Source organism: Streptomyces sp. NPDC039736 (assembly GCF_055596485.1).
Window position 1 is genome coordinate 116,884 of record NZ_JBVIUQ010000012.1, and the last position, 22,237, is coordinate 139,120.

General features: G+C 70.4%; 20 protein-coding genes. All 20 read right to left on the reverse strand.

Features of this window, described 5'->3' with window-relative positions; genetic code table 11:
* Positions 1-96: 96 nt before the first annotated feature.
* The 20 genes from atpD to ACZ56L_RS30790 all read right to left on the reverse strand — a co-directional run bounded on the left by atpD (position 97) and on the right by ACZ56L_RS30790 (position 22,204).
* Complete coding sequence (gene atpD, locus ACZ56L_RS30695) at positions 97-1,548, reverse strand: F0F1 ATP synthase subunit beta (RefSeq protein ID WP_345228398.1); 1,452 nt, start codon at positions 1,546-1,548, stop codon at positions 97-99.
* Complete coding sequence (locus tag ACZ56L_RS30700; protein ID WP_345228399.1) at positions 1,549-2,466, reverse strand: F0F1 ATP synthase subunit gamma; 918 nt, start codon at positions 2,464-2,466, stop codon at positions 1,549-1,551.
* 20 nt (positions 2,467-2,486) lie between these two features.
* On the reverse strand, positions 2,487-4,082 hold the full coding sequence (gene atpA / locus ACZ56L_RS30705) for a F0F1 ATP synthase subunit alpha (RefSeq protein WP_345228400.1): 1,596 nt from the start codon (positions 4,080-4,082) through the stop codon (positions 2,487-2,489).
* A 130-nt stretch (positions 4,083-4,212) separates the two neighbouring features.
* Positions 4,213-5,028: a F0F1 ATP synthase subunit delta gene (locus ACZ56L_RS30710; protein ID WP_345228401.1), complete on the reverse strand. Its 816-nt coding sequence runs from the start codon at positions 5,026-5,028 to the stop codon at positions 4,213-4,215.
* On the reverse strand, positions 5,025-5,570 hold the full coding sequence (locus ACZ56L_RS30715; RefSeq protein WP_345228402.1) for a F0F1 ATP synthase subunit B: 546 nt from the start codon (positions 5,568-5,570) through the stop codon (positions 5,025-5,027). Before ACZ56L_RS30715 ends, ACZ56L_RS30710 begins: the two co-directional genes overlap by 4 nt.
* Positions 5,571-5,612: 42 nt before the next feature.
* Positions 5,613-5,870: an ATP synthase F0 subunit C gene (gene atpE / locus ACZ56L_RS30720; RefSeq protein ID WP_189826685.1), complete on the reverse strand. Its 258-nt coding sequence runs from the start codon at positions 5,868-5,870 to the stop codon at positions 5,613-5,615.
* A gap of 105 nt (positions 5,871-5,975) precedes the next feature.
* Positions 5,976-6,785: a F0F1 ATP synthase subunit A gene (gene atpB / locus ACZ56L_RS30725; RefSeq protein ID WP_401755879.1), complete on the reverse strand. Its 810-nt coding sequence runs from the start codon at positions 6,783-6,785 to the stop codon at positions 5,976-5,978.
* 228 nt (positions 6,786-7,013) lie between these two features.
* A complete protein-coding gene (locus tag ACZ56L_RS30730) occupies positions 7,014-7,451 on the reverse strand; it encodes a hypothetical protein (RefSeq protein ID WP_345229142.1) in 438 nt (145 codons plus the stop codon).
* Positions 7,452-7,730: 279 nt separating this feature from the next.
* Positions 7,731-9,062, reverse strand: coding sequence for an MraY family glycosyltransferase (locus ACZ56L_RS30735; protein WP_471067724.1), 1,332 nt, complete (start codon positions 9,060-9,062; stop codon positions 7,731-7,733).
* A 129-nt stretch (positions 9,063-9,191) separates the two neighbouring features.
* Complete coding sequence (locus ACZ56L_RS30740) at positions 9,192-10,463, reverse strand: serine hydroxymethyltransferase (RefSeq protein WP_468690257.1); 1,272 nt, start codon at positions 10,461-10,463, stop codon at positions 9,192-9,194.
* Between the two features lie 87 nt (positions 10,464-10,550).
* A complete protein-coding gene (locus ACZ56L_RS30745) occupies positions 10,551-11,198 on the reverse strand; it encodes an arsenate reductase/protein-tyrosine-phosphatase family protein (RefSeq protein ID WP_345228407.1) in 648 nt (215 codons plus the stop codon).
* Positions 11,195-11,842 carry an L-threonylcarbamoyladenylate synthase gene (locus ACZ56L_RS30750; protein WP_345228408.1) on the reverse strand — a complete coding sequence of 216 codons (648 nt, stop codon included), beginning with the start codon at positions 11,840-11,842 and terminating at the stop codon, positions 11,195-11,197. Before ACZ56L_RS30750 ends, ACZ56L_RS30745 begins: the two co-directional genes overlap by 4 nt.
* Before the next feature lie 74 nt (positions 11,843-11,916).
* Positions 11,917-12,762 (reverse strand): peptide chain release factor N(5)-glutamine methyltransferase, encoded by an 846-nt coding sequence (prmC, locus tag ACZ56L_RS30755; RefSeq protein ID WP_345228409.1) that lies wholly within the window; start codon positions 12,760-12,762, stop codon positions 11,917-11,919.
* A 49-nt stretch (positions 12,763-12,811) separates the two neighbouring features.
* A complete protein-coding gene (prfA, locus tag ACZ56L_RS30760; RefSeq protein WP_345228410.1) occupies positions 12,812-13,891 on the reverse strand; it encodes a peptide chain release factor 1 in 1,080 nt (359 codons plus the stop codon).
* Between the two features lie 120 nt (positions 13,892-14,011).
* Positions 14,012-14,233, reverse strand: a complete 222-nt coding sequence (gene rpmE / locus ACZ56L_RS30765) for a 50S ribosomal protein L31 (RefSeq protein ID WP_345228411.1) — start codon at positions 14,231-14,233, stop codon at positions 14,012-14,014.
* 197 nt (positions 14,234-14,430) lie between these two features.
* Positions 14,431-15,534 carry an LCP family protein gene (locus ACZ56L_RS30770; protein WP_471067731.1) on the reverse strand — a complete coding sequence of 368 codons (1,104 nt, stop codon included), beginning with the start codon at positions 15,532-15,534 and terminating at the stop codon, positions 14,431-14,433.
* Between the two features lie 406 nt (positions 15,535-15,940).
* Positions 15,941-18,082, reverse strand: coding sequence for a transcription termination factor Rho (gene rho / locus ACZ56L_RS30775; RefSeq protein WP_471067734.1), 2,142 nt, complete (start codon positions 18,080-18,082; stop codon positions 15,941-15,943).
* Positions 18,083-18,460: 378 nt separating this feature from the next.
* Positions 18,461-19,393, reverse strand: a complete 933-nt coding sequence (gene thrB, locus ACZ56L_RS30780) for a homoserine kinase (protein WP_468690251.1) — start codon at positions 19,391-19,393, stop codon at positions 18,461-18,463.
* Positions 19,394-19,837: 444 nt separating this feature from the next.
* Positions 19,838-20,908 (reverse strand): threonine synthase, encoded by a 1,071-nt coding sequence (gene thrC / locus ACZ56L_RS30785; RefSeq protein WP_468690249.1) that lies wholly within the window; start codon positions 20,906-20,908, stop codon positions 19,838-19,840.
* Positions 20,909-20,914: 6 nt separating this feature from the next.
* Positions 20,915-22,204: a homoserine dehydrogenase gene (locus ACZ56L_RS30790; RefSeq protein ID WP_345228416.1), complete on the reverse strand. Its 1,290-nt coding sequence runs from the start codon at positions 22,202-22,204 to the stop codon at positions 20,915-20,917.
* Between the last annotated feature and the right edge of the window lie 33 nt (positions 22,205-22,237).

Here is a 22,237-nt window from a genome sequence, read left to right on the forward strand (position 1 = left end):
GTGTTGGGTCAAAGTCTAGGGGGTGTACGGAGAGAGGGGCGGGGCGGGCCCGCCCCTCTCACGCGTACGGCACTGCACTACAGGTGGGGCCTGACGTCAGCTGACGCCGAGCTCCTTGGCGTTGGCCTTGAGGTCCTCAATGCCACCGCACAGGAAGAACGCCTGCTCGGGGAAGTGGTCGTAGTCACCGTCGCAGATGGCGTTGAACGCGGTGATCGACTCGTCGAGCGGAACGTCCGAACCGTCCACGCCGGTGAACTGCTTGGCGACGTGGGTGTTCTGCGACAGGAAGCGCTCGACACGACGGGCGCGGTGGACGACCAGCTTGTCCTCTTCGCCCAGCTCGTCGATACCGAGGATCGCGATGATGTCCTGGAGGTCCTTGTACTTCTGCAGGATCGCCTTGACGCGCATCGCGGTCGCGTAGTGGTCCGCCGCGATGTAGCGGGGGTCCAGGATGCGCGACGTGGAGTCGAGCGGGTCCACCGCAGGGTAGATGCCCTTCTCCGAGATCGGGCGCGACAGCACGGTCGTCGCGTCCAGGTGGGCGAAGGTGGTGGCCGGCGCCGGGTCGGTCAGGTCGTCCGCGGGGACGTAGATCGCCTGCATCGAGGTGATCGAGTGACCGCGGGTCGAGGTGATGCGCTCCTGGAGGAGACCCATCTCGTCGGCCAGGTTCGGCTGGTAACCCACCGCGGACGGCATGCGGCCGAGGAGCGTGGAGACCTCGGAACCCGCCTGCGTGTAGCGGAAGATGTTGTCGATGAAGAAGAGCACGTCCTGCTTCTGCACATCGCGGAAGTACTCCGCCATGGTCAGACCCGAGAGCGCGACGCGAAGACGCGTGCCCGGCGGCTCGTCCATCTGGCCGAAGACGAGGGCCGTCTTGTCGATGACGCCCGAGTCGGCCATTTCCTCGATGAGGTCGTTGCCCTCACGGGTGCGCTCACCGACACCGGCGAACACCGACACACCGTCGTGGTTGTTGGCCACGCGGTAGATCATTTCCTGGATCAGCACGGTCTTGCCGACACCGGCGCCACCGAACAGACCGATCTTTCCACCCTTGACGTACGGGGTGAGAAGGTCGATGACCTTGATGCCGGTCTCGAACATCTCGGTCTTCGACTCGAGCTGGTCGAACGACGGGGCCTTGCGGTGGATGGGCCACCGCTCGGTCACCTCGGCGTTGGCCTCCGGCTTGTTCAGGATCTCGCCGAGGGTGTTGAACACCTTGCCCTTGGTGATCTCGCCGACGGGGACGGTGATGCCCTCGCCGGTGTCGGTCACCGGGGCCTGGCGGACCAGGCCGTCGGTGGGCTGCATCGAGATCGCACGGACCAGGCCGTCGCCCAGGTGCAGGGCGACTTCCAGGGTCAGCGTCTTCAGGGCGCCGTCCTCGGCCGGGTCTGCGACCTGGACCTTGAGGGCGTTGTAGATCTCCGGCATGGCGTCGACGGGGAACTCCACGTCGACGACCGGGCCGATGACCCGGGCGACGCGGCCCGTGGCAACGGCCGCCACTGCGGTCTCAGTGTTCGTCGTCACTTACTTGTCACTCCCCGCGGTCGCGTCGGCCAGGGCGCTGGCGCCACCGACGATCTCGCTGATTTCCTGGGTGATTTCGGCCTGGCGGGCCGCGTTGGCAAGCCGGGAGAGGCTCTTGATGAGATCCCCGGCGTTGTCGGTCGCCGACTTCATCGCACGACGACGGGCGGCGTGCTCGGAAGCGGCGGCCTGCAGCAGTGCGTTGTAGATACGGCTCTCGACGTAGCGCGGCAGCAGGGCGTCGAGAACGTCCTCCGCCGACGGCTCGAAGTCGAAGAGCGGAAGGATCTCGTCCTTCGCGCCCTCCTCCTTCTCGACCTTGTCGAGGCTGAGCGGCAGCATCCGGTTCTCGACCGGGGTCTGCGTCATCATCGACACGAATTCCGTGAAGACGATGTGCAGTTCGTCGACGCCGCCCTCGGCCGTCTCGGTGGTGACGGCCTCGATGAGGGGGCCGGCCACGCGCTTGGCGTCCGCGTAGGTCGGGCTGTCGGTGAAGCCGGTCCACGAGTCCGCGACCTTGCGCTCACGGAACCCGTAGTAGGCGACGCCCTTGCGGCCGACGATGTAGGTGTCGACCTCCTTGCCCTCGCCGCGCAGCCGCTCGGTGAGCCGCTCCGCGGCCTTGATGGCGTTGGAGGAGTAGCCGCCGGCCAGACCGCGGTCGCTCGTGAGGAGCAGGACCGCGGCGCGGGCCGGGGCGTCGGCCTCGGTGGTCAGCGGGTGCTTGGTGTTGGAGCCGGTCGCCACCGCCGTCACCGCGCGGTTCAGCTCGCTGGCGTACGGCGTGGAAGCCGCAACCTGGCGCTGAGCCTTGACGATGCGAGAGGCGGCGATCATCTCCATCGCCTTGGTGATCTTCTTGGTCGCGGTGACGGATCGGATGCGACGCTTGTAGACCCGGAGCTGCGCTCCCATGAGTCAGGTCCCTTCCGTCGTCACTTGGAGACGTTGACGGCCGGTGCGTCCTCGCCCAGGGACTTGCCGTCCGAGGTCTCGAACCGTCCCTTGAACGTGGTGATCGCCTCGGCGATGGACTGCAGGGTGTCGTCGGACATCTTCGCGCCCTCGGCGATCGAGGTGAGGAGCTCCTTGCGCTCGCGGCGCAGGTAGTCCAGCAGCTCGCTCTCGAAGCGGCGGATGTCGTTGACCGGGACGTCGTCCATCTTGCCGGTGGTGCCGGCCCAGACGGAGACGACCTGCTCCTCGACGGGCATCGGCTGGTACTGGCCCTGCTTCAGCAGCTCGACCAGGCGCTTGCCGCGCTCCAGCGACGACTTGGAGGCCGCGTCCAGGTCGGAACCGAAGGCGGCGAACGCCTCCAGCTCGCGGTACTGGGCGAGGTCCAGACGCAGTCGGCCGGAGACCTGACGCATCGCCTTGTGCTGGGCGGAACCACCGACACGCGAGACCGAGATACCGACGTTGAGCGCCGGACGCTGGTTGGCGTTGAAGAGGTCCGACTCCAGGAAGCACTGGCCGTCGGTGATGGAGATGACGTTGGTCGGGATGAACGCCGACACGTCGTTCGCCTTGGTCTCGACGATGGGCAGACCCGTCATCGAGCCGGCGCCCAGGTCGTCCGACAGCTTCGCGCAACGCTCGAGGAGACGCGAGTGCAGGTAGAAGACGTCGCCCGGGTAGGCCTCGCGGCCCGGCGGACGGCGCAGCAGCAGCGACACGGCGCGGTAGGCGTCGGCCTGCTTCGACAGGTCGTCGAAGATGATGAGGACGTGCTTGCCGTCGTACATCCAGTGCTGGCCGATGGCCGAACCGGTGTACGGGGCCAGGTACTTGAAGCCGGCCGGGTCGGACGCGGGGGCGGCGACGATCGTCGTGTACTCGAGCGCGCCGGCCTCCTGGAGCGCACCACGCACGGAGGCGATGGTGGAGCCCTTCTGGCCGATGGCGACGTAGATGCAGCGGACCTGCTTCTTCGGGTCGCCCGAGCGCCAGTTGTCACGCTGGTTGATGATCGTGTCGACGGCCAGCGCGGTCTTGCCGGTCTGGCGGTCGCCGATGATCAGCTGACGCTGACCGCGGCCGATCGGCACCATCGAGTCGACGGCCTTGTAGCCGGTCTGCATCGGCTCGTGCACGGACTTGCGGACCATGACGCCCGGAGCCTGCAGCTCCAGGGCGCGGCGGCCCTCGGTCTCGATCTCGCCGAGGCCGTCGATCGGGTTGCCGAGCGGGTCGACGACGCGGCCGAGGTAGCCCTCGCCGACGCCGACGGAGAGCACCTCACCGGTGCGCTGCACCGGCTGGCCCTCCTCGATTCCGCTGAACTCGCCGAGGACGATCGCGCCGATCTCGCGCTCTTCGAGGTTGAGGGCGAGACCGAGGGTTCCGTCCTCGAACTTCAGCAGCTCGTTCGCCATGGCCGAGGGAAGTCCCTCGATCTTCGCGATGCCGTCGCCGGCAACGCTGACAGTTCCGACCTCCTCGCGCGAGGCCGCGTCCGGCTTGTACGACTGGACGAAGTTCTCCAGTGCGTCCCGGATCTCCTCCGGCCGGATCGTGAGCTCCGCCATCTGGGTTCCCTGCTCTCCTTGTTGGGCCCGAAGTTTTCTAGGGGTCTGGGGTCGGCCCCCAGGAATCCTCTGCGGCCCAACCGGGCCGCTGGCAATGCGTGGTGCTGCGTACGTGATACGGGTACCGGCGTCAGCCGGCCATGCGCCGGGAGACCTCGTCGAGGCGCTCCGCGACCGTGCCGTTGATGAACTCGTCGCCGACGCGGACCTGGATTCCGCCGAGGACCGCGGGGTCCACGTCGAGGTTCAGGTGCATCTCGCGACCGTAGATCTTGGCGAGGGCGGCGCCGAGGCGCTGCTTCTGCTGGTCGGTGAGGGGCACCGCGGAGGTGACCTCCGCGACCATCCGGCTGCGGCGCTCCGCGGCGAGCTTGGAGAGGGACTCGAGTCCCGCTTCCAGGCTACGTCCACGGGGCTGCGTCACAAGACGGACGACCAGACGCTCGGTGACCTGCTCGGCCCGACCCCCGAGCAGGCTGCGGAGCAGCGAGCTCTTGGCGGCGGCGGTGGCCGCCTTGTCGGTGAGCGCGGAACGGAGCGCGGCGTCCGACGAGACGATCCGGCCGAAGCGGAACAGCTCGTCCTCGACGTTGTCGAGGGAGCCGGCCTGCTGAGCGGCGGTGAGGTCGGCGGTGTTCGCCAGCTCCTCCGTCGCGTCGACCAGGTCGCGCGACTGCGACCAGCGCGAGCGGACCATGCCCTTGACCAGGTCGACGGCCGCGCCGTCCACCTGACCGGTGAGCAGGCGCCCGGCCAGCTCCGCCTTGGCCTCGCCGGGCTGCGACGGGTCGGTCAGGACCCGGCGCAGCGAGACCTCGCGGTCAAGCAGCGCGGTGACGGCGGCCAGGTCGCCGGCCAGCTTCGTCGCGTCGACGGACGGGGTGTCCGTCAGCGCGTCGAGGCTGCTCCGGGCGTTGCCCAGGGCCTCACGGCTCGCGCCGTTCATCGGGCGGCCTCGGCCTTCTCCTCAAGCTCGTTGAGGAAACGGTCGATGGTGCGGCTCTGGCGGGCGTGGTCCTCGAGGGACTCGCCGACCAGCTTGCCGGCCAGGTCGGTGGCGAGCTTGCCGACGTCCTGACGCAGCGTCAGAGCAGCCTGCTTGCGGTCGGCCTCGATCTGGGCGTGACCGGCAGCGATGATCTCCTCGCGCTGCCGCTGGCCCTCTGCGCGCAGGTCTTCCTTGAGCGCAGTGCCCTGCTCCAGCGCCTCCTGGCGCAGGCGCGCGGCCTCGTGGCGGGCCTCGGCGAGCTGAGCCTTGTACTGCTCCAGGACGCTCTCGGCTTCGATCCGGGCCTCATCGGCCTTCTCGATACCGCCTTCGATGGCCTCGCGGCGCTCTTCCAGAACCTTGTTGATGTTCGGGAGGAGCTTCTTGGCGAGGAAGCCGAAGACGATGACGAAGGCGATCAGACCGATGACCAGCTCGTCGAGATGCGGGATCAGAGGATTCTGAGGCTCCTCCGCCGCCGCAAGGAACAGAGCGTTCACATCAGTGCCTTCCGTGAAAGGTAGTTGGCTGTCGGTCCGGGCTTACTGGTAGACGAAGCCCATGACGATGCCGATGAGGGCGAGAGCCTCACAGAAGGCGAAGCCCATGATCTGGTTGGTGCGGATCAGGCCGGCGGCCTCGGGCTGACGCGCGAGGGCCTGGGTGCCGTTACCGAAGATGATGCCGACGCCGACGCCGGGGCCGATCGCGGCGAGGCCGTAGCCGATGGAGGCGACGTTGCCGACGACGTTCTCCTTGGCACCGGCAGCGAGGTTGACAAGCTCGAGAGCAGCGGACATGCCGTTACTTCCTTCTCTTTCACGGACCGGTGGGGGTTGGCCACCGGACGTCTGTTGGTTCTGGGGGGCGAGGCCCGCGCTGCGCGCCGGCCCGGTCGTGCTGGCTCAGTGGCCCTTGGCGAGTGCGCCCTGGACGTAGCTGGAGGCCAGGAGCACGAAGACGTAAGCCTGGACGGCCTGGATGAAGAGCTCGAAGACGGTCATCACCAGGACCATGACGAAGGACACGGTGCCGTAGGCGATTCCGATGCCGTTCATGAGGTACCAGGAGGCCAGGGTGAACATCACGATGAGCAGGTGGCCGGCGAACATGTTCGCGAACAGTCGCACCGCGTGCGTGAAGGGCCGGATGACCAGGTTCGAGAAGAACTCGATGACCACGACGAGCGGCAGGACCCAGCCCAGCGACTTGTCGTAACCGGTGATGTTCTTCCAGCCGCCGACGAAGCCGTGCTTCTTGAAGGTCAGCGAGACCCAGAGCACGTACACGATCAGCGCGAGGCCGGCCGGGAAGGCGATCAGCGACGGGACCGGGAACTGGGCGACCGGGATGATCGACCAGACGTTCATGATCCAGACGAAGAAGAAGAGCGACACCATCAGCGGGACGTACTTCTCGCCGTCCTTCTTGCCGATGATCTCGTAGACGATGCCGCGGCGGACGAAGTCGTACCCGGCCTCACCGATCATCTGGACCTTGCCGGGCACCAGCTTCGGCTTGTTGAAGGCCGCCCAGAAGAAGGCGACGATCACGAGCGTGCTGAGCAGCGCGAGCAGCATGGGCTTCGTGAACTCGAAGCCCGCCACCTCGAACATCGGCTTGTACAGGAAGGTGTGGAGGCCCGGAGCCGGGAACCCGCATCCGGAGAAAATGTGGCAGCTCGCATCAAAGGCAAGCGTTGTGTCAGCACTCACCGCGGGCTCCTTCAGCGTGGCGCATAGGTACGGCAACCTCGTTGTGTCGGCGCGGCAGGAAGCCGCGGGTCGGCACTGGACTGGTGGTCTTGGAAAGCTGGGCGGGGCGGTTCGGCATCGAGCCTCGCGCTGGGACAGGCGTCAGCTCGAATGCCCGCGCCCGCAGTGCCGCAGTTGGCACCGGACGATAGCAGCATCTCGAACGGCCATTTATCCCGGCCCTACCCTTCACGTCGGGGACCCGGTCTTCTGAGGCTTCTGGGCCTCGGACGAGTCGGGGTCGACGTAAAGGATCTTTGCCTTCATGTAGGCGCGCGCCTGGGCGGCGATCCACATGATGGTGACGGCGAGCAGTGTGAAACCGAACGCCTTGAAGTCGAACAGCTCTGTGCCCTTGAACACTGCCAGGAAGACGAACAGCAGCAGCAGTTGGAGCACATAGAGCAGGAGCCCCATGGCCTGGAAGAGCTGCGGCAGCCGCTTCGCGGTGCGCTGGAGTGCCACCAGCCCACCCCCCATGAAAGCGAGCGACACCCCCGTGCCCACGAGTGCCCCGAGCGCCCCTTCGCCGCCGCCGACCAGCGCGGCGACCAGGACGGCGACAGCGCCGACGGCAGCAGCGGGTACGGCGGTTCGAAGGAGTGTCCGGGCGTCGTTGGACGGCATGGCGGCAGCTCCGCTTTGCTTGGTGGGGGCAGTGGGTGTCGTCATGGACGAGCGTAAGCCCGGATCGAGAAGGGTCCTCGGGCCGCCGGACCGTCGCACCGCGGTCCCGCGGCTCTGTCGCCGGGTCTCGTGAACCGTATCACAAACTATTTGATGCAGTCTTTACCCAGAAAGTGTGGTTGCTGTCACACATGAGAGTGACAGCGCCCGTGTGTGCGCTGCACTCCGTCGCTTTGTCTGGTATTGGGCTTCGCTGGGGCAATCGTCAATGCGGGAGGCTCAGTTGAAACGCGAACGGGGGCCCACCGCGGTCGCTCCGTTGACGCCCGCCGCCACGGGCGAACGGTCCCCTTCGTCGCTGTTGTCGCCCTCTTCGGGCGACGCCTCGGCGGCCTCCTGGGCCCCCGTGGAGGCCGCCGCGGACGACGCGACCACCTGGGTGCGGCCGCGCCGGTAGCGGGGCGGCACGAACGCCTCCATCCACCGCGGGGCCCGCGGCGTGAAGCGCGGCAGGAGCAGCAGGACCAGGCCCAGCGCGCTCAGGCCGACGATCACCAGCACGATCCACATGCTGGCCGAGTTCACCGAGTACGCGACCATCCCGAACGCGATGAGCGCCGACCAGAAGTACATGATCAGCACCGCCCGGCTGTGCGAGTGCCCGATCTCCAGCAGCCGGTGGTGCAGATGCCCGCGGTCCGCCGCGAACGGCGACTTGCCCTGCCAGGTCCTGCGCACGATCGCCAGCATCAGGTCCGCGAACGGGATCGCGATGATCGTCAGCGGCAGCAGCAGCGGGATGAACACCGGCAGCATCGCGTGCGTGGCCGCCCGCTCGCCGCCGATGAAGAGCCTCAGCGCGTCCGAGTCCACCTGGCCCGTGATCGAGATGGCGCCCGCCGCCAGCACCAGGCCGATCAGCATCGAGCCGGAGTCGCCCATGAAGATGCGGGCCGGATGCATGTTGTGCGGCAGGAAGCCGATGCACATGCCGACCAGGATCGCCGCGAACAGCGTCGCGGGGGCCGCCTCCTCGATCCCGTACCGGAACCACATCCGGTAGGCGTACAGGAAGAACGCGGTGGCCGCGATGCACACCATGCCGGCCGCGAGGCCGTCCAGGCCGTCGACGAAGTTCACCGCGTTGATGGTGATGACGACGAGCGCGACGGTGAGCAGATTGCCCTGCCAGCCGGTCAGCGAGACCGCGCCGACGCCGGGGACCGGCAGGTACAGCACGGTGAGGCCCTGCATCACCATCACGCCGGCGGCGATGAACTGCCCGCCCAGCTTGATCAGCGCGTCGATCTCGAACTTGTCGTCCAGGACGCCGATCAGCCAGATCACGGCGGCCCCGGAGAGCAGTGCCCGTGGTTCGTTCGACAGGTCGAAGACGCCGTTGAGGCTCTCCAGGTGGTCCGCCACCAGCAGCCCCGCGCACAGACCGCCGAACATGGCGATGCCGCCGAGCCGCGGTGTCGGTTCCCGGTGGACGTCGCGGGCGCGGATCTCCGGCATCGCTCCGGAGGCGATGGCGAACTTCCGCACCGGCCCCGTCAGCAGATAGGTCACCGCGGCCGTGACGCAGAGCGTCAACAGGTATTCACGCACGGGCTGCCCCACAGTTGTCGCTGGCCTTCTCAGCCCCACACCCTAGCTTCGCGGCCACGGGGTTGAGGACACTCGGGTGCCCCGGACGGTTGCACACCGCCCGTCCGTCCCCGGTAAGGAGGAACGGTTTCACCCCCGGAACGGGGCGTCCGGGTACGGCGGAAACCGCCTCGCCAGCTCGCGCACCCCGCCCGCGGCACGCCGTTCCCCCCGCAGCGCGAGCGCGAACAGCGCCGCCACGCGCGCCATCTGCGCCTCGCCCATGCCCTGCGTGGTCACGGCCGCGGTGCCCAGCCGCAGCCCGCGCCCCTCCCCGTACGGCAGCGCGCACGTGTCCAGGACGATCCCGGCCGCCGCCAGCCGCGCCCTGGCCTCCCGCCCGTCCAGTCCCAGCGGTGCCGGGTCGACGGTCAGCAGGTGCGTGTCCGTGCCGCCGGTGGTCAGCGCGAGGCCCTCGGCCGCCAGGCCCTCGCCCAGCACGCGCGCGTTGGAAACCACCTGATGGGCGTACGTGGTGAAGGCGGGCCGCGCCGCCTCGCCGAACGCGACCGCCTTCGCCGCGATCGTGTGCATCTGCGCGCCGCCCTGGGTGAACGGGAACACCGCCCGGTCGATCCGCTCGGCCAGCTCCTCGCCGCACAGCAGCATGCCGCCGCGCGGCCCGCGCAGCACCTTGTGCGTGGTCGCGCACACCACGTCGGCGTACGGCACGGGGCTGGGCGCCGCTCCCCCGGCCACCAGACCGATCGGATGCGCGGCGTCGGCGACGAGGTACGCGCCGACCTCGTCGGCGATCTCCCGGAAGGCCGCGTAGTCGGGGTGGCGCGGATACGAGATCGACCCGACGACGATCGCCCGCGGCCGGTGCGTGCGCGCCAGCTCCCGCACCTGCGCGTAGTCGAGCAGCCCGCTTCGCGCGTCGACCCCGTAGCCGACGACGTCGAACCACCGGCCGGAGAAGTTGCCGGGCGCGCCGTGCGTGAGGTGCCCGCCGGACGGGAGGCCCATGGCCAGCAGGGTGTCCCCCGGCTTGAGCAGGGCGGCGTACGCGGCCAGCACGGCGGCCGACCCGGAGTGCGGCTGCACGTTGGCGTGCGCGGCGCCGAACAGCCCCTTCGCCCGGTCCACGGCGAGGCGCTCGGCCTCGTCGACGACCTCGCAGCCGCCGTGGTGCCGGGCGCCCGGGTAGCCCTCCGCGTACTTGTTCGCGAGTACCGAGCCGAGCGCGGCCAGCACGGCGGGCGAGGTGAAGTTCTCGGCGGCGACGAGCTGGAGGCCGGCCGCCTCGCGCTCGGCCTCGCCGCGTACGACGGCGGCGATCTCGGGGTCGAGCCGTTCCAGGGTGCCGAAATCCGCGCCCGGGTGCGCGGGGGCGGTCGGTGACGCGTCGACGACGGGCATCTCGGGCTCCGGGCCTGCGGTGGGGGACCGTAAGGGGCGTGTCCCCCAATGTAGGCCCGGTACGCCGATGACGCCCGGCGTGGTTCCTCAGTCCTTGCCGGGGATGCCCGTCAGGGCGGTGACGACCGGGTCCAGGGCAAGCTGGATCTCCTCGCCGACGGAGCGGAAGAAGGTGATGGGCGCCCCGTACGGGTCGTAGACCTCGTCCGCCTCCTCGGTGGGCGCCAGCAGCCAGCCCCGCAGCGCGGCCGCAGCCCGCACCAGGGCGCGGGCCCGCTCCACGACGCCGTGCTCGGCCGCGTCGGGCAGCGTCAGCGGGTCTATGGCCCGCACCAGCCGGTTGAACTCCTTCAGCGTGAAGGTGCGCAGCCCGGCCGAGTGCCCCATGGAGATGACCTGCGCCCGGTGGTCGCGGGTGGCGGTCAGCACCAGGTCGGCCCGGATGACGTGCTCGTCCAGCAGCTCGCGGCCGGTGAAGCCGGAGGCGTCCGCGCCGAAGTCCGCGAGGACGGCGGCGGCGTTGGCCTCCATGGGGGCGCCCTCGTGGCCCCAGGTGCCGGCGCTCTCGACGACGAGTCCGCCGAAGTGCGGGTCGCCCAGGCGCTCCTCCAGGGCGTGCCGGGTCAGCCGCTCGGTGATCGGTGAGCGGCACACGTTGCCGGTGCTGACGTGGAGGATACGGAAGGTGGTCCCCGATATGCCTTCTGCTGTGCCACGCCCGTCAAGGGCGGTCAACTCGCCACCTCAAGATCGGGCACGACCTTGCGGAGCTCCTCCGCACTGAGCACTCCGGCGCGCAGCAGCACCGGCACGGGGCCGGTCACGTCCACGATGGAGGACGGCAGGTTGCCGGGGGTGGGGCCGCCGTCCAGGTACACCGAGACGGAGTCGCCCAGCATGTCCAGGGCGGCGTCGCAGGTCTCGGGGGACGGGTGCCCGGTGAGGTTGCCGGAGGAGACGGCCATCGGGCCGACCTCGGTGAGCAGCTCGATCGCGATGGGGTGCAGCGGCATCCGGACGGCGACGGTGCCGCGGGTGTCGCCGAGGTCCCACTGGAGGGACGGCTGGTGCTTGGCGACCAGGGTCAGCCCGCCCGGCCAGAACGCGTCGACGAGCTCCCAGGCCTGCTCGGAGAAGTCGGTGACCAGGCCGTGCAGGGTGTTCGGGGAGCCGATGAGGACGGGGCTCGGCATGTTGCGGCCGCGGCCCTTGGCCTCCAGCAGGTCGCCGACGGCCTCGCTGCTGAAGGCGTCCGCGCCGATCCCGTACACGGTGTCGGTGGGCAGGACGACCAGCTCGCCGCGGCGCACTGCCGAGGCGGCTTCGCGCAGACCGGTCTTGCGGTCGGTCGCGTCGTTGCAGTCGTATCGCCGTGCCATTTAACGGACCCCCTCGGGCAGGAACTTCGGGCTGTGCGCAATGCTGGGAGCAATCGGGACGTACGGAGCACTGGTCACGGCATCGCCTTGCGGGCGGTGGCGAAGCGCGGCCGGTTGTTGAGGTCCGGGTGGTCGGCGGCGTCCGCCCAGCCCCGCTCCTCGGTGAAGATCCACGGGACCTGGCCGCCCTGGGTGTCGGCGTGCTCGATGACGACGACGCCGCCGGGGCGCAGCAGGCGGTGCGCGGTGCGCTCGATGCCGCGGATGAGGTCGAGGCCGTCCTCGCCGGAGAACAGCGCCAGCTCGGGGTCGTGGTCCCGGGCCTCGGGGGCGACGTACTCCCACTCGGTGAGCGGGATGTACGGCGGGTTGGAGATGACGAGGTCGACCTGGCCGTCCAGCTCGGGCAGCGCGGTGCGCGCGTCCCCGTGGTGCAGGACGACGCGGGACCCGTCGACGTTCTTGCGGGTCCACTTCAGGGCGCCCTCGTCCAGTTCCACGGCGTGCACGCGGGAGCGCGGCACCTCCTGGGCCAGGGCCAGCGCGATGGCGCCGGAGCCGGTGCACAGGTCGATGATGAGCGGCTCGACGACGTCCATGGCGCGTACGGCGTCTATGGCCCAGCTCACCACCGACTCGGTCTCCGGGCGCGGCACGAACACGCCCGGCCCGACCTGGAGTTCCAGGTAGCGGAAGAAGGCGCGGCCGGTGATGTGCTGAAGGGGTTCGCGGGCCTCGCGGCGGGCGATGGCCTCCCAGTAGCGGGCGTCGAAGTCGCTGTCGGGGACCCGGTGCAGCTCTCCCCGCTTGACGCCGTGGACGAACGAGGCGAGCTCCTCCGCGTCGAAGCGCGGTGAGGGCACGCCGGCGTCGGCCAGCCGCTGGGTGGCCTGCGCCACCTCGGCGAGCAGCAGATTCATCCGGTTCCTCCGGCTTGCAGGGGTTGAGCGGGACTGGCCGACGCTGCCGCTACTGCGCGGCGGCGAGCTTGGCCGCGGAGTCGGCGTCGACGAGGGCCTGGATGACGGCGGTGAGGTCGCCGTCGAGCACCTGGTCCAGGTTGTACGCCTTGAAGTTCACCCGGTGGTCGGAGATCCGGTTCTCCGGGAAGTTGTACGTCCGGATCTTCTCGGAGCGGTCGACCGTGCGCACCTGGCTGCGGCGCACGTCGGAGGCCTCGCGCTCGGCGGCCTCCTGGGCGGCGGCCAGCAGCCGGGAGCGCAGGATGCGCATGGCCTGCTCCTTGTTCTGGAGCTGGCTCTTCTCGTTCTGGCAGGAGGCGACGACACCGGTCGGCAGGTGCGTGATGCGCACCGCGGAGTCGGTGGTGTTGACGGACTGGCCGCCGGGGCCCGAGGAGCGGTAGACGTCGATGCGCAGGTCGTTCGCGTTGATCTCGACCTCGACCTCCTCGGCCTCCGGGGTGACGAGCACGCCCGCGGCGGAGGTGTGGATGCGGCCCTGCGACTCGGTGGAGGGCACGCGCTGCACGCGATGCACGCCGCCCTCGTACTTGAGGCGGGCCCAGACTCCCTGGCCGGGCTCGGTGGCGCCGTTGCCGCCCTTGGTCTTGACGGCGACCTGGACGTCCTTGTAGCCGCCGAGCTCGGACTCGGTGGCGTCGATGATCTCGGTCTTCCAGCCGACGCGCTCGGCGTAGCGGAGGTACATGCGCAGCAGGTCGCCGGCGAACAGGGCGGACTCGTCGCCGCCCGCGCCCGCCTTGACCTCCAGGATGACGTCCTTGTCGTCGTTGGGGTCCCGGGGCACGAGGAGGAGCCGCAGCTTCTCGGTGATCTCCTCGCGCTGCTTCTCCAGGTCCTTGACCTCGGCGGCGAAGTCGGGGTCGTCCGCGATGAACCCGCGGGCGGTCTCGATGTCCTCGCCGGTCTGCTTCCAGGCCCGGTAGGTGCCGATGATCGGGGTCAGCTCGGCGTAGCGCTTGTTGAGCCTGCGCGCGTTCGCCTGGTCGGCGTGGACCGACGGGTCGGCCAGCTTCTTCTCGAGATCGGCATGCTCGCCGATCAGGTCCTCGACCGCCTCGAACATCTTCGGGCTCCTGGTTCGCTGATTTCGCTCAGTAGTGAAGGGTGAGTGCCTGCGTCACGACAAAGCGCCGGTCCTCCCCCGCTCCGGTGGGGAGCGGTAAAGGACCGGCGCGATGACTCGCTACTTCGCGGCGGAGCCGGCCTTGCCGAAGCGGGCCTCGAAGCGGGCCACGCGGCCACCGGTGTCGAGGATCTTCTGCTTGCCCGTGTAGAACGGGTGGCACTCGGAGCAGACCTCGGCACGGATGGTGCCGTCCGTCAGGGTGCTACGGGTGGTGAACGACGCGCCACAGGTGCAGCTGACCTGGGTCTCGACGTACTCGGGGTGAACATCGCGCTTCAAGGTGACTCCTAGAGTTTCGGAGGGCGCCGGGTCGCATCCGCGGATTTGCGGGATACGTGAACCGGGGCCGACGGACCAGTCTGCCAGGGCTGGCCCGCGCTTCAAAATTCGAAGGTAATCATCTCAACGGGGGCGGGCCCCGAGGTATTCCGCGCCACGGACGGGCGGCGGTTTCCGGCCACTCCCCCGGGCCGGCCTCAGCCGCCGCCGACGATCTTCCCGGCGTCGCCCTTGTCGCCCGCCGACCCCTCGGTGACGGACGCGGGGACCGGCCGGTCGCCGCGCAGCGCCGTCCACAGCTCCTGGGACTGCCGGTCCAGCGGGACGACGCGGTTGGGGTCGCGGGGGTCGTACCTGACGGGCAGGGTGACCATCTTCATGTCGCCGGCGCCGATGCCCTTGAGCCCGTTGGCGAAGGACACCAGGCTGGAGACGGAGGCCAGGTCGCTGTCGGTGGTGACGGCCTTGGTGGCGGCGTCCCCGAGGTCGTACAGCTTCTTCGGGTTGGTGAACACCCCGACCTCCTTGACCTGTGCCAGCAGGGCCTTCATGAAGGCCTGCTGGAGCTGGATGCGGCCGAGGTCGGAGCCGTCGCCGATGCTCTTGCGGGTGCGGACCAGGCCGAGGGCCTGTTCGCCGTCGAGCCGGTGGGTGCCGGGCGGGAGGTCGAGGTGGCTCTTGGTGTCCTTGATCGCCCTGTGGGTGGTGACCGGGACGCCGCCGAGCTCGTCGATGAGCTTCTTGAAGCCGGTGAAGTCGACCTCGACGTAGTGGTCCATGCGGATGCCGGACATCTGCTCGACGGTCTTCACCGCGCAGGCCGGGCCGCCGACCTCGTACGCCGTGTTGAACATCTGGCGCCCGGCCGCCGGGACGACCGTCTTCCCGTCCTTGTCGGAGACGCACTCCGGGCGGGATATCAGGGTGTCGCGCGGCAGGGAGACGAGGGCGGCCTTCCGGTGGCCCTCGTACACGTGCAGGATCATCGCCGTGTCCGAGCGGGCGCCGCCCTCGTCGGTTCCGTACTTGGCGTTGTCGCCGTGCCGGGAGTCGGAGCCCAGGACGAGGATGTCCTGCGAGCCGTTGTCGACCTCGTCGGGGCGGTCGGTGCCGAGGGCGCCGTTGATGTCGACGCCCTTGAGGTTGCCGTCGAGCTTGAAGTAGACCGCGCCGAGGCCGCCGCCGCCGACCAGCACGACGCCCGCGGCCACCCAGGCCAGGGTGGTGCCCTTGCGGCGCTTGCGTGCTGCGCGGCGTTTGCCGGTGGCCCGTATTCGGCCGCCCCTGCCCTGGTCGGTCATGCGCTCCTCAGTCCTCCGTGGATGCCCGCGTACCCCCTGCCGTGGTGGATCAGGCACGGTTTGTCGACACTTGTCAGACGTTGAATCACCCAGAAGGGTTGCACAGGGGGCTGGGCGCTCCGGGTGCGGCGGGGGTGGTGGGCACTCTGCCGAAGGCGTCTAAGAGCCGTTCTTATCCGCGCTGAGCTGGGACTTCCCGGACACGTGGGCGGGGCCCGCGGGCGCGGGGCCCGGGCGGCGGATGTGGCGTACGTCTCGGCGTGCCGCCGGAGGCGGGCGTGCACAGGGGCGCGGGGAACCGCGCGGCCGGCCGCGGCGCGCCCGCCCGGAAACGGGGCGAGCCCGGGCGCCGGTCACCTTTCCGGTGACCCGCGCCCGGGCTCGTACGAACAGGACCCGTCAGGGACTAGTCGTTGCCGTTGCCGTTGCCGGACGGCGTCGTCTTGGCGATCTGCATCAGGAACTCGGCGTTCGACTTGGTCTGCTTCATCTTGTCGAGGAGCAGCTCGATCGCCTGCTGCGAGTCCAGCGCGTGCAGCACCCGGCGCAGCTTCCACACGATCGCCAGCTCCTCCGCGTTGAGGAGGATCTCCTCCTTGCGGGTGGAGGACGCGTCGACGTCCACCGCGGGGAAGATGCGCTTGTCGGAGAGCTTGCGGTCGAGCTTGAGCTCCATGTTGCCGGTGCCCTTGAACTCCTCGAAGATCACCTCGTCCATCCGCGAGCCGGTGTCGACCAGCGCGGTGGCCAGGATGGTCAGCGAGCCGCCGTCCTCGATGTTGCGCGCCGCACCGAAGAAGCGCTTCGGCGGGTAGAGCGCGGTCGAGTCGACACCGCCGGAGAGGATGCGCCCGGAGGCCGGGGCCGCCAGGTTGTACGCACGGCCCAGGCGGGTGATGGAGTCGAGGAGCACGACCACGTCGTGGCCCAGCTCCACCAGGCGCTTCGCGCGCTCGATGGCGAGCTCGGCGACGGTGGTGTGGTCCTCGGCGGGGCGGTCGAAGGTCGAGGAGATGACCTCGCCCTTCACCGACCGCTGCATGTCGGTGACCTCTTCCGGACGCTCGTCGACCAGGACGACCATCAGGTGGCACTCGGGGTTGTTGATCGTGATCGCGTTGGCGATGGCCTGCATGATCATCGTCTTGCCGGTCTTCGGCGGCGCGACGATCAGACCGCGCTGGCCCTTGCCGATCGGGGCGACGAGGTCGATGATCCGGGTCGTCAGGATGCCCGGGTCGGTCTCCAGGCGCATCCGGTCCTGCGGGTACAGGGGGGTGAGCTTCTGGAACTCGGGGCGGCCGCGGCCGCTCTCCGGCGCCATGCCGTTGACGGAGTCCAGGCGCACCAGCGCGTTGAACTTCTCGCGGCGCTCGCCGTCCTTGGGCTGGCGGACCGCGCCCGTGGTGTGGTCGCCCTTGCGCAGGCCGTTCTTGCGGACCTGGGCGAGGGAGACGTACACGTCGTTCGGGCCCGGCAGGTAGCCGGACGTACGGATGAACGCGTAGTTGTCGAGGATGTCCAGGATGCCGGCGACGGGGATCAGCACGTCGTCGTCGTTGACCTGCGGCGGAGCGTCCTGGCCGAACTCGTCGCGGCCGCGGCGGCCACGGCGGTCGCGGTAGCGGCCGCGACGGCCGCGACGGCCGCCCTCGAAGTCGTCGTCGTCCTGAGGACCATTGTCGCGGTCGCGGTCACGGTCCCGGTCGCGGCCCTGGTTGCCCTGGTTGCCGCCGCCCGCCTGGCCCTGGCTGCCCTGGTTTCCGCCCTGGCCCTGGCCCTGGCGCTGCTGGCGGCCCTGGTCGTCGCCACCCTTGTTGCCGCGGTCGCGGTCACGGTCGCGGCGGCTCTGGCGGTCCTGGCGGTCGCCGCGGCCCTGGCGGTCGCCGCGGTTGCCGCGCTCGCGGCGGCCCTCGGCGTTGTCGACCGCCTGGTCGGTCCTGGCGTCCGTCCTGGTGTCCGTCTGCGCCTCGGTCTTGACCTCGGTCTTCACCTCGGTCTTGAGGTCGCCCTTCGGCTCGGACTTCTGGCGGTCCGTCACCTCGCTTGCGGAGGCGGCCTGTTCGGGGCTTCCGGCTGCCGCGGTGGCGCGACGGCGGCGGCGCTCGCCGGCCGGCTGGTCGTCGCTGGCGGGCTGGCCCGGGATGTCGATCTGCTGCTGGGCGACGGCCTTCTTCTCGGCCTTCGGCGCGGACTCGGCCTCGGGGGCCGTTTCGGCCGGCGCGTTCGCCTCACCGCGCGCCTTGGCGGTGGTGCGGCGCTTGGGCTTGGCCTCGGCCTCGGCGGGGGCGGCGCTCTTGGCCGGGGCGGAGCCGCCGCCCGCCTGCGTCTCCTTGATGACCTCGATCAGCTGGCCCTTGCGCATGCGCGCGGTGCCCTTGATCCCGAGGCCGGACGCGACCTGCTGCAGCTCGGCCAGGACCATGCCGTCCAGGCCGGTGCCGGAGCGGCGGCGCCGTGGGGCACTGCCGGTGGCAGCACCTGCGTCGGACGCGTTGTCGACATTCTTGTCGGCAGTCACGCCCATCAGATCGGTGGTGTCGCTCACGAAGGGTCCTTCCCTGGAGCGGACGTCGGCCTGTCTGGCTCGGCGACCGGTTGTGCTGTGCCGGCGGCTCCCTCTGGAGAACCGTGCCGGGGCGGTGGTCCGCCGGATGTGGCGGAGAGATGAACGTGCGTGGGGTTCCGACCCGAAGTCCCCAGTTGCCCCCTCTGGGAAGAACACGGGGTGTCGTGCCGGTTCCGGAGCGTGCTCAGAACTGCTCAGGCAGGCTGCTCAGGCAGTTTGGGGAGGCTCCCGGAGGAAGATGGTCCCGAAGGGGACACGATGCACCGCGCCGCAAGGGCGTCGGATGCAGACTTGAGATTAACACTACCGGCTCCAACAAACATTCCCCCTCTCTTCCGCCGGCAATCGCCCGCGGTCCTATTCGGACACGTCCTGCGGTGCGAGCGGAAGCACGCTCGCACCGGCGGCGTCGAAGTCGAGCCGTGCCGCGGCCCAGCCCTCGCCCGCCAGCCGCACGACCTTGTCGGCCGCGTGGTCCTCGGTGAGCGCCAGGACCGTGGGCCCGGCGCCGGAGATGACGGCGGGAACGCCGTCCGCGCGCAGCCGGGCCACCAGCGCGAGGCTCTCGGGCATCGCGGGGGTCCGGTAGTCCTGGTGGAGGCGGTCCTCGGTGGCGGGCATCAGCAGCTCGGGGCGCCTGGTCAGGGCCTCGACGAGCAGGGCCGCGCGGCCCGCGTTCACGCTTGCGTCCACATGGGGGACCGTACGGGGAAGAAGGCCGCGGGCGGCCTCGGTGAGGACCGGCGTGGCGGGGACGAAGACCACCGGGACGAGGGAATCGGCGGGGTCCATCCTGATGGCGCGGGCCGCGCCGGAGTCCATCCAGGCGAGCGTGAAGCCGCCCAGGAGGCAGGCGGCGACGTTGTCGGGGTGCCCCTCGATCTCGGTGGCGAGCTCCAGCAGGGCCGCGTCGTCCAGCTTGGCGTCGCCGCCTATGGTCACCGCGCGGGCGGCCATGATGCCGGCGCAGATGGCGGCGGAGGAGGAGCCGAGGCCGCGGCCGTGCGGGATGCGGTTGGCGCAGACGATCTCCAGGCCGCGGGGCTGCCCGCCGAGCGCGTCGAAGGCGGTGCGCAGGGACCGTACGAGAAGGTGCCGCTCGTCGCGGGGCAGGGTGGCGGCGCCCTCGCCCGCGATGTCGACGTGCAGGCCGGAGTCGGCCACACGGACGACCACGTCGTCGTACAGCCCGACCGCGAGGCCGAAGGCGTCGAAGCCCGGGCCGAGGTTGGCGCTGCTGGCGGGGACGCGCACGCGCACGGCGGCGGCTCGGAAAGCGGGACCGGCCATCGCTCGACGATCTCCTTGGGTGGCGGGGGTGCTGGCGAGGTGCTGGGTGAACTCCGCTCCGGGCTACCGGATGCCCGGGGCCTGTACGGCAACGACACCGCGCATATGCGGCGTGGCGGGTTCGGTACAGCCTATCGAAGGAAGGTTCCCCGGCGACATAGGGCGCACGTGTCGCTTGGGCGCGGGGCGGAGGAGCGGGGCTCGCTCACCCGTGCCGGGTGCGCGGGACGCCCGGGGCGGGGCCCGGGGCCCGGGGCCCGCCGGGGGCGGGTGGGGGGCTGTGGGTTCGTCGTGGCTGGTCGCGCGGTTCCGCGCGCCCCCGGGTGCGCCCCGGAGGGCGTGCCCGGGCGGGGCGGGCCGCCGGGCGGCCCGGAACCCGGGCGGGGGCGGGCCCCCGGGCGGCGGGGCCGCGGATCGACCGCGGCCCCGCGCCCTCGCGGGGGCTCAGGCCAGGCCGAGCTTCTCGGCGGCGATGGCCGCGTCGACCGGGACGGCCGTCGCCGGGGGCGCGCCGGCGGTGGCCCACTCCGGGTCCTTGAGGCCGTTGCCGGTGACCGTGCAGACGATGCGCTGGCCCCTGTCGACCTTGCCCTCTTCGGCGGCCTTGAGGAGACCGGCGACCGAAGCGGCCGAGGCGGGCTCCACGAAGACGCCCTCCTGCGACGCCAACAGGCGGTAGGCGGCGAGGATCTGACGGTCCGTCACCTCGTCGATGCGCCCGCCGGACTCGTCGCGTGCGGCGAGGGCGAAGTTCCAGGAGGCCGGGTTGCCGATCCGGATGGCGGTGGCGATCGTGGCCGGGTCCTTGACGACCTCGCCGCGCACGATCGGCGCAGAGCCGGAGGCCTGGTAGCCCCACATGCGGGGGGTGTGCGTGGCGAGCGAGTCGGCCGCGTACTCCGTGTAGCCCTTCCAGTACGCGGTGATGTTGCCCGCGTTGCCGACCGGCAGGACGTGGATGTCGGGCGCGTCGCCGAGCGCGTCGACGATCTCGAAGGCCGCCGTCTTCTGGCCCTCGATGCGTACCGGGTTGACCGAATTGACCAGCGCCACCGGGTAGTTGTCGGAGAGCGAGCGGGCCAGCGTCAGGCAGTCGTCGAAGTTTCCGTCGACCTGGAGGATCTTCGCGCCGTGGACGAGCGCCTGGCCCATCTTGCCGAGGGCGATCTTGCCCTGCGGCACGAGGACCGCGCAGACCATGCCCGCGCGGACCGCGTAGGCGGCGGCGGAGGCGGAGGTGTTGCCGGTGGAGGCGCAGATGACGGCCTTCGCGCCCTCCTCCTTGGCCCGCGTGATCGCCATGGTCATGCCGCGGTCCTTGAAGGACCCGGTCGGGTTGGCGCCCTCGACCTTGAGGTACACCTCGCAGCCGGTGCGCTCGGAGAGGACCTGTGCGCGGACGAGCGGCGTGCCGCCCTCGCCGAGCGAGACGACCGGCGTCGTGGCCGTCACCGGGAGCCGGTCCCGGTACTCCTCGATGATGCCGCGCCACTGGTGGGTGCCCTGGATGGTCATGGGTCCTTACTCCCCTTCAACACGCATGATGCTGGCGACACCTCTGACGGTGTCGAGCTTGCGCAGCGCTTCGACGGTCCCGGAGAGGGCGGCGTCGGGCGCGCGGTGGGTGACGACGACGAGGGAGGCCTCGCCGTCCTTCCCCGACTGGCGGACGGTGTCGATCGACACGTCGTGTTCGGCGAAGACCGTCGCGACCTGGGCGAGCACGCCCGGCTTGTCGGCCACGTCGAGGCTGATGTGGTACCGGGTGACGACCTCGCCCATGGGGCTGACGGGCAGCCGCGTGTAGGCGGACTCGCCGGGTCCGGTGGTCCCGCTGAGCTTGTTGCGGCAGACCGCCACCAGGTCGCCGAGGACGGCGGACGCGGTGGGCGAGCCGCCCGCGCCCGGCCCGTAGAACATGAGCTGGCCGGCCGCCTCCGCCTCCACGAAGACCGCGTTGTACGCCTCGCGCACGGAGGCCAGCGGGTGGGTCAGCGGGATCATCGCGGGGTGCACGCGGGCGGTGACGGACCTGCCGTCGGCGGCGCGCTCGCAGATGGCGAGGAGCTTGACGGTGCAGCCCATCCGCTTCGCGGAGGCGATGTCCGCGGCGGTGACCTCGGTGAGCCCCTCGCGGTGCACGTCGCCGATCCTCACCCGGGTGTGGAAGGCGATCCCGGCGAGGATGGCGGCCTTGGCGGCGGCGTCGAAGCCCTCGACGTCGGCAGTCGGGTCGGCCTCGGCGTACCCGAGGGCGGTGGCCTCGTCGAGCGCCTCGGAGTATCCGGCGCCGGAGGAGTCCATCTTGTCGAGGATGAAGTTGGTGGTGCCGTTGACGATGCCGAGCACCCGGTTGACCTTGTCGCCGGCGAGGGACTCGCGCAGCGGCCGTACGAGCGGGATCGCGCCCGCGACGGCCGCCTCGTAGTACAGGTCGCGGCCGTGCTCCTCGGCGGCGGCGTGCAGGGCCGCGCCGTCCTCGGCGAGGAGCGCCTTGTTCGCGGAGACCACGGACGCGCCGTGCTCGAAGGCGGCGGTGATCAGGGCGCGGGCGGGCTCGATGCCGCCGATGACCTCGATCACGACGTCGACGTCGCCCCGTTTGACCAGGGCGGTCGCGTCGGTGGTGATCAGCGCGGGGTCGATGCCCGCGCGGACCTTGGAGGGCTGCCGTACGGCGACGCCCACGAGCTCGACGGGGGCGCCGATGCGGGCCGTGAGGTCGTCGGCGTGCGTCGTCATGATGCGCGCGACTTCCGAGCCGACCACACCACAGCCCAGCAGCGCCACCTTCAGTGGACGCGTACGCATCATCCGACCTCACTCCTCATACTTCTTACGGTA

Excerpts from the sequence above, each read along its gene's own strand:
- ACZ56L_RS30700 (WP_345228399.1), bottom strand. The coding sequence starts at position 2,466 with ATGGGAGCGCAGCTCCGGGTCTACAAGCGTCGCATCCGATCCGTCACC.
- thrC (WP_468690249.1), bottom strand. The coding sequence starts at position 20,908 with ATGACCATCCAGGGCACCCACCAGTGGCGCGGCATCATCGAGGAGTAC.
- prfA (WP_345228410.1), bottom strand. The coding sequence starts at position 13,891 with ATGTTCGAGGCGGTCGAGGACCTGATCGGCGAGCATGCCGATCTCGAG.
- ACZ56L_RS30770 (WP_471067731.1), bottom strand. The coding sequence starts at position 15,534 with ATGACCGACCAGGGCAGGGGCGGCCGAATACGGGCCACCGGCAAACGC.
- atpE (WP_189826685.1), bottom strand. The coding sequence starts at position 5,870 with ATGTCCGCTGCTCTCGAGCTTGTCAACCTCGCTGCCGGTGCCAAGGAG.
- ACZ56L_RS30740 (WP_468690257.1), bottom strand. The coding sequence starts at position 10,463 with ATGCCCGTCGTCGACGCGTCACCGACCGCCCCCGCGCACCCGGGCGCG.
- atpA (WP_345228400.1), bottom strand. The coding sequence starts at position 4,082 with ATGGCGGAGCTCACGATCCGGCCGGAGGAGATCCGGGACGCACTGGAG.
- ACZ56L_RS30730 (WP_345229142.1), bottom strand. The coding sequence starts at position 7,451 with ATGCCGTCCAACGACGCCCGGACACTCCTTCGAACCGCCGTACCCGCT.
- ACZ56L_RS30750 (WP_345228408.1), bottom strand. The coding sequence starts at position 11,842 with ATGGCACGGCGATACGACTGCAACGACGCGACCGACCGCAAGACCGGT.
- ACZ56L_RS30790 (WP_345228416.1), bottom strand. The coding sequence starts at position 22,204 with ATGCGTACGCGTCCACTGAAGGTGGCGCTGCTGGGCTGTGGTGTGGTC.
- thrB (WP_468690251.1), bottom strand. The coding sequence starts at position 19,393 with ATGGCCGGTCCCGCTTTCCGAGCCGCCGCCGTGCGCGTGCGCGTCCCC.
- ACZ56L_RS30710 (WP_345228401.1), bottom strand. The coding sequence starts at position 5,028 with ATGAACGGCGCGAGCCGTGAGGCCCTGGGCAACGCCCGGAGCAGCCTC.
- prmC (WP_345228409.1), bottom strand. The coding sequence starts at position 12,762 with ATGAATCTGCTGCTCGCCGAGGTGGCGCAGGCCACCCAGCGGCTGGCC.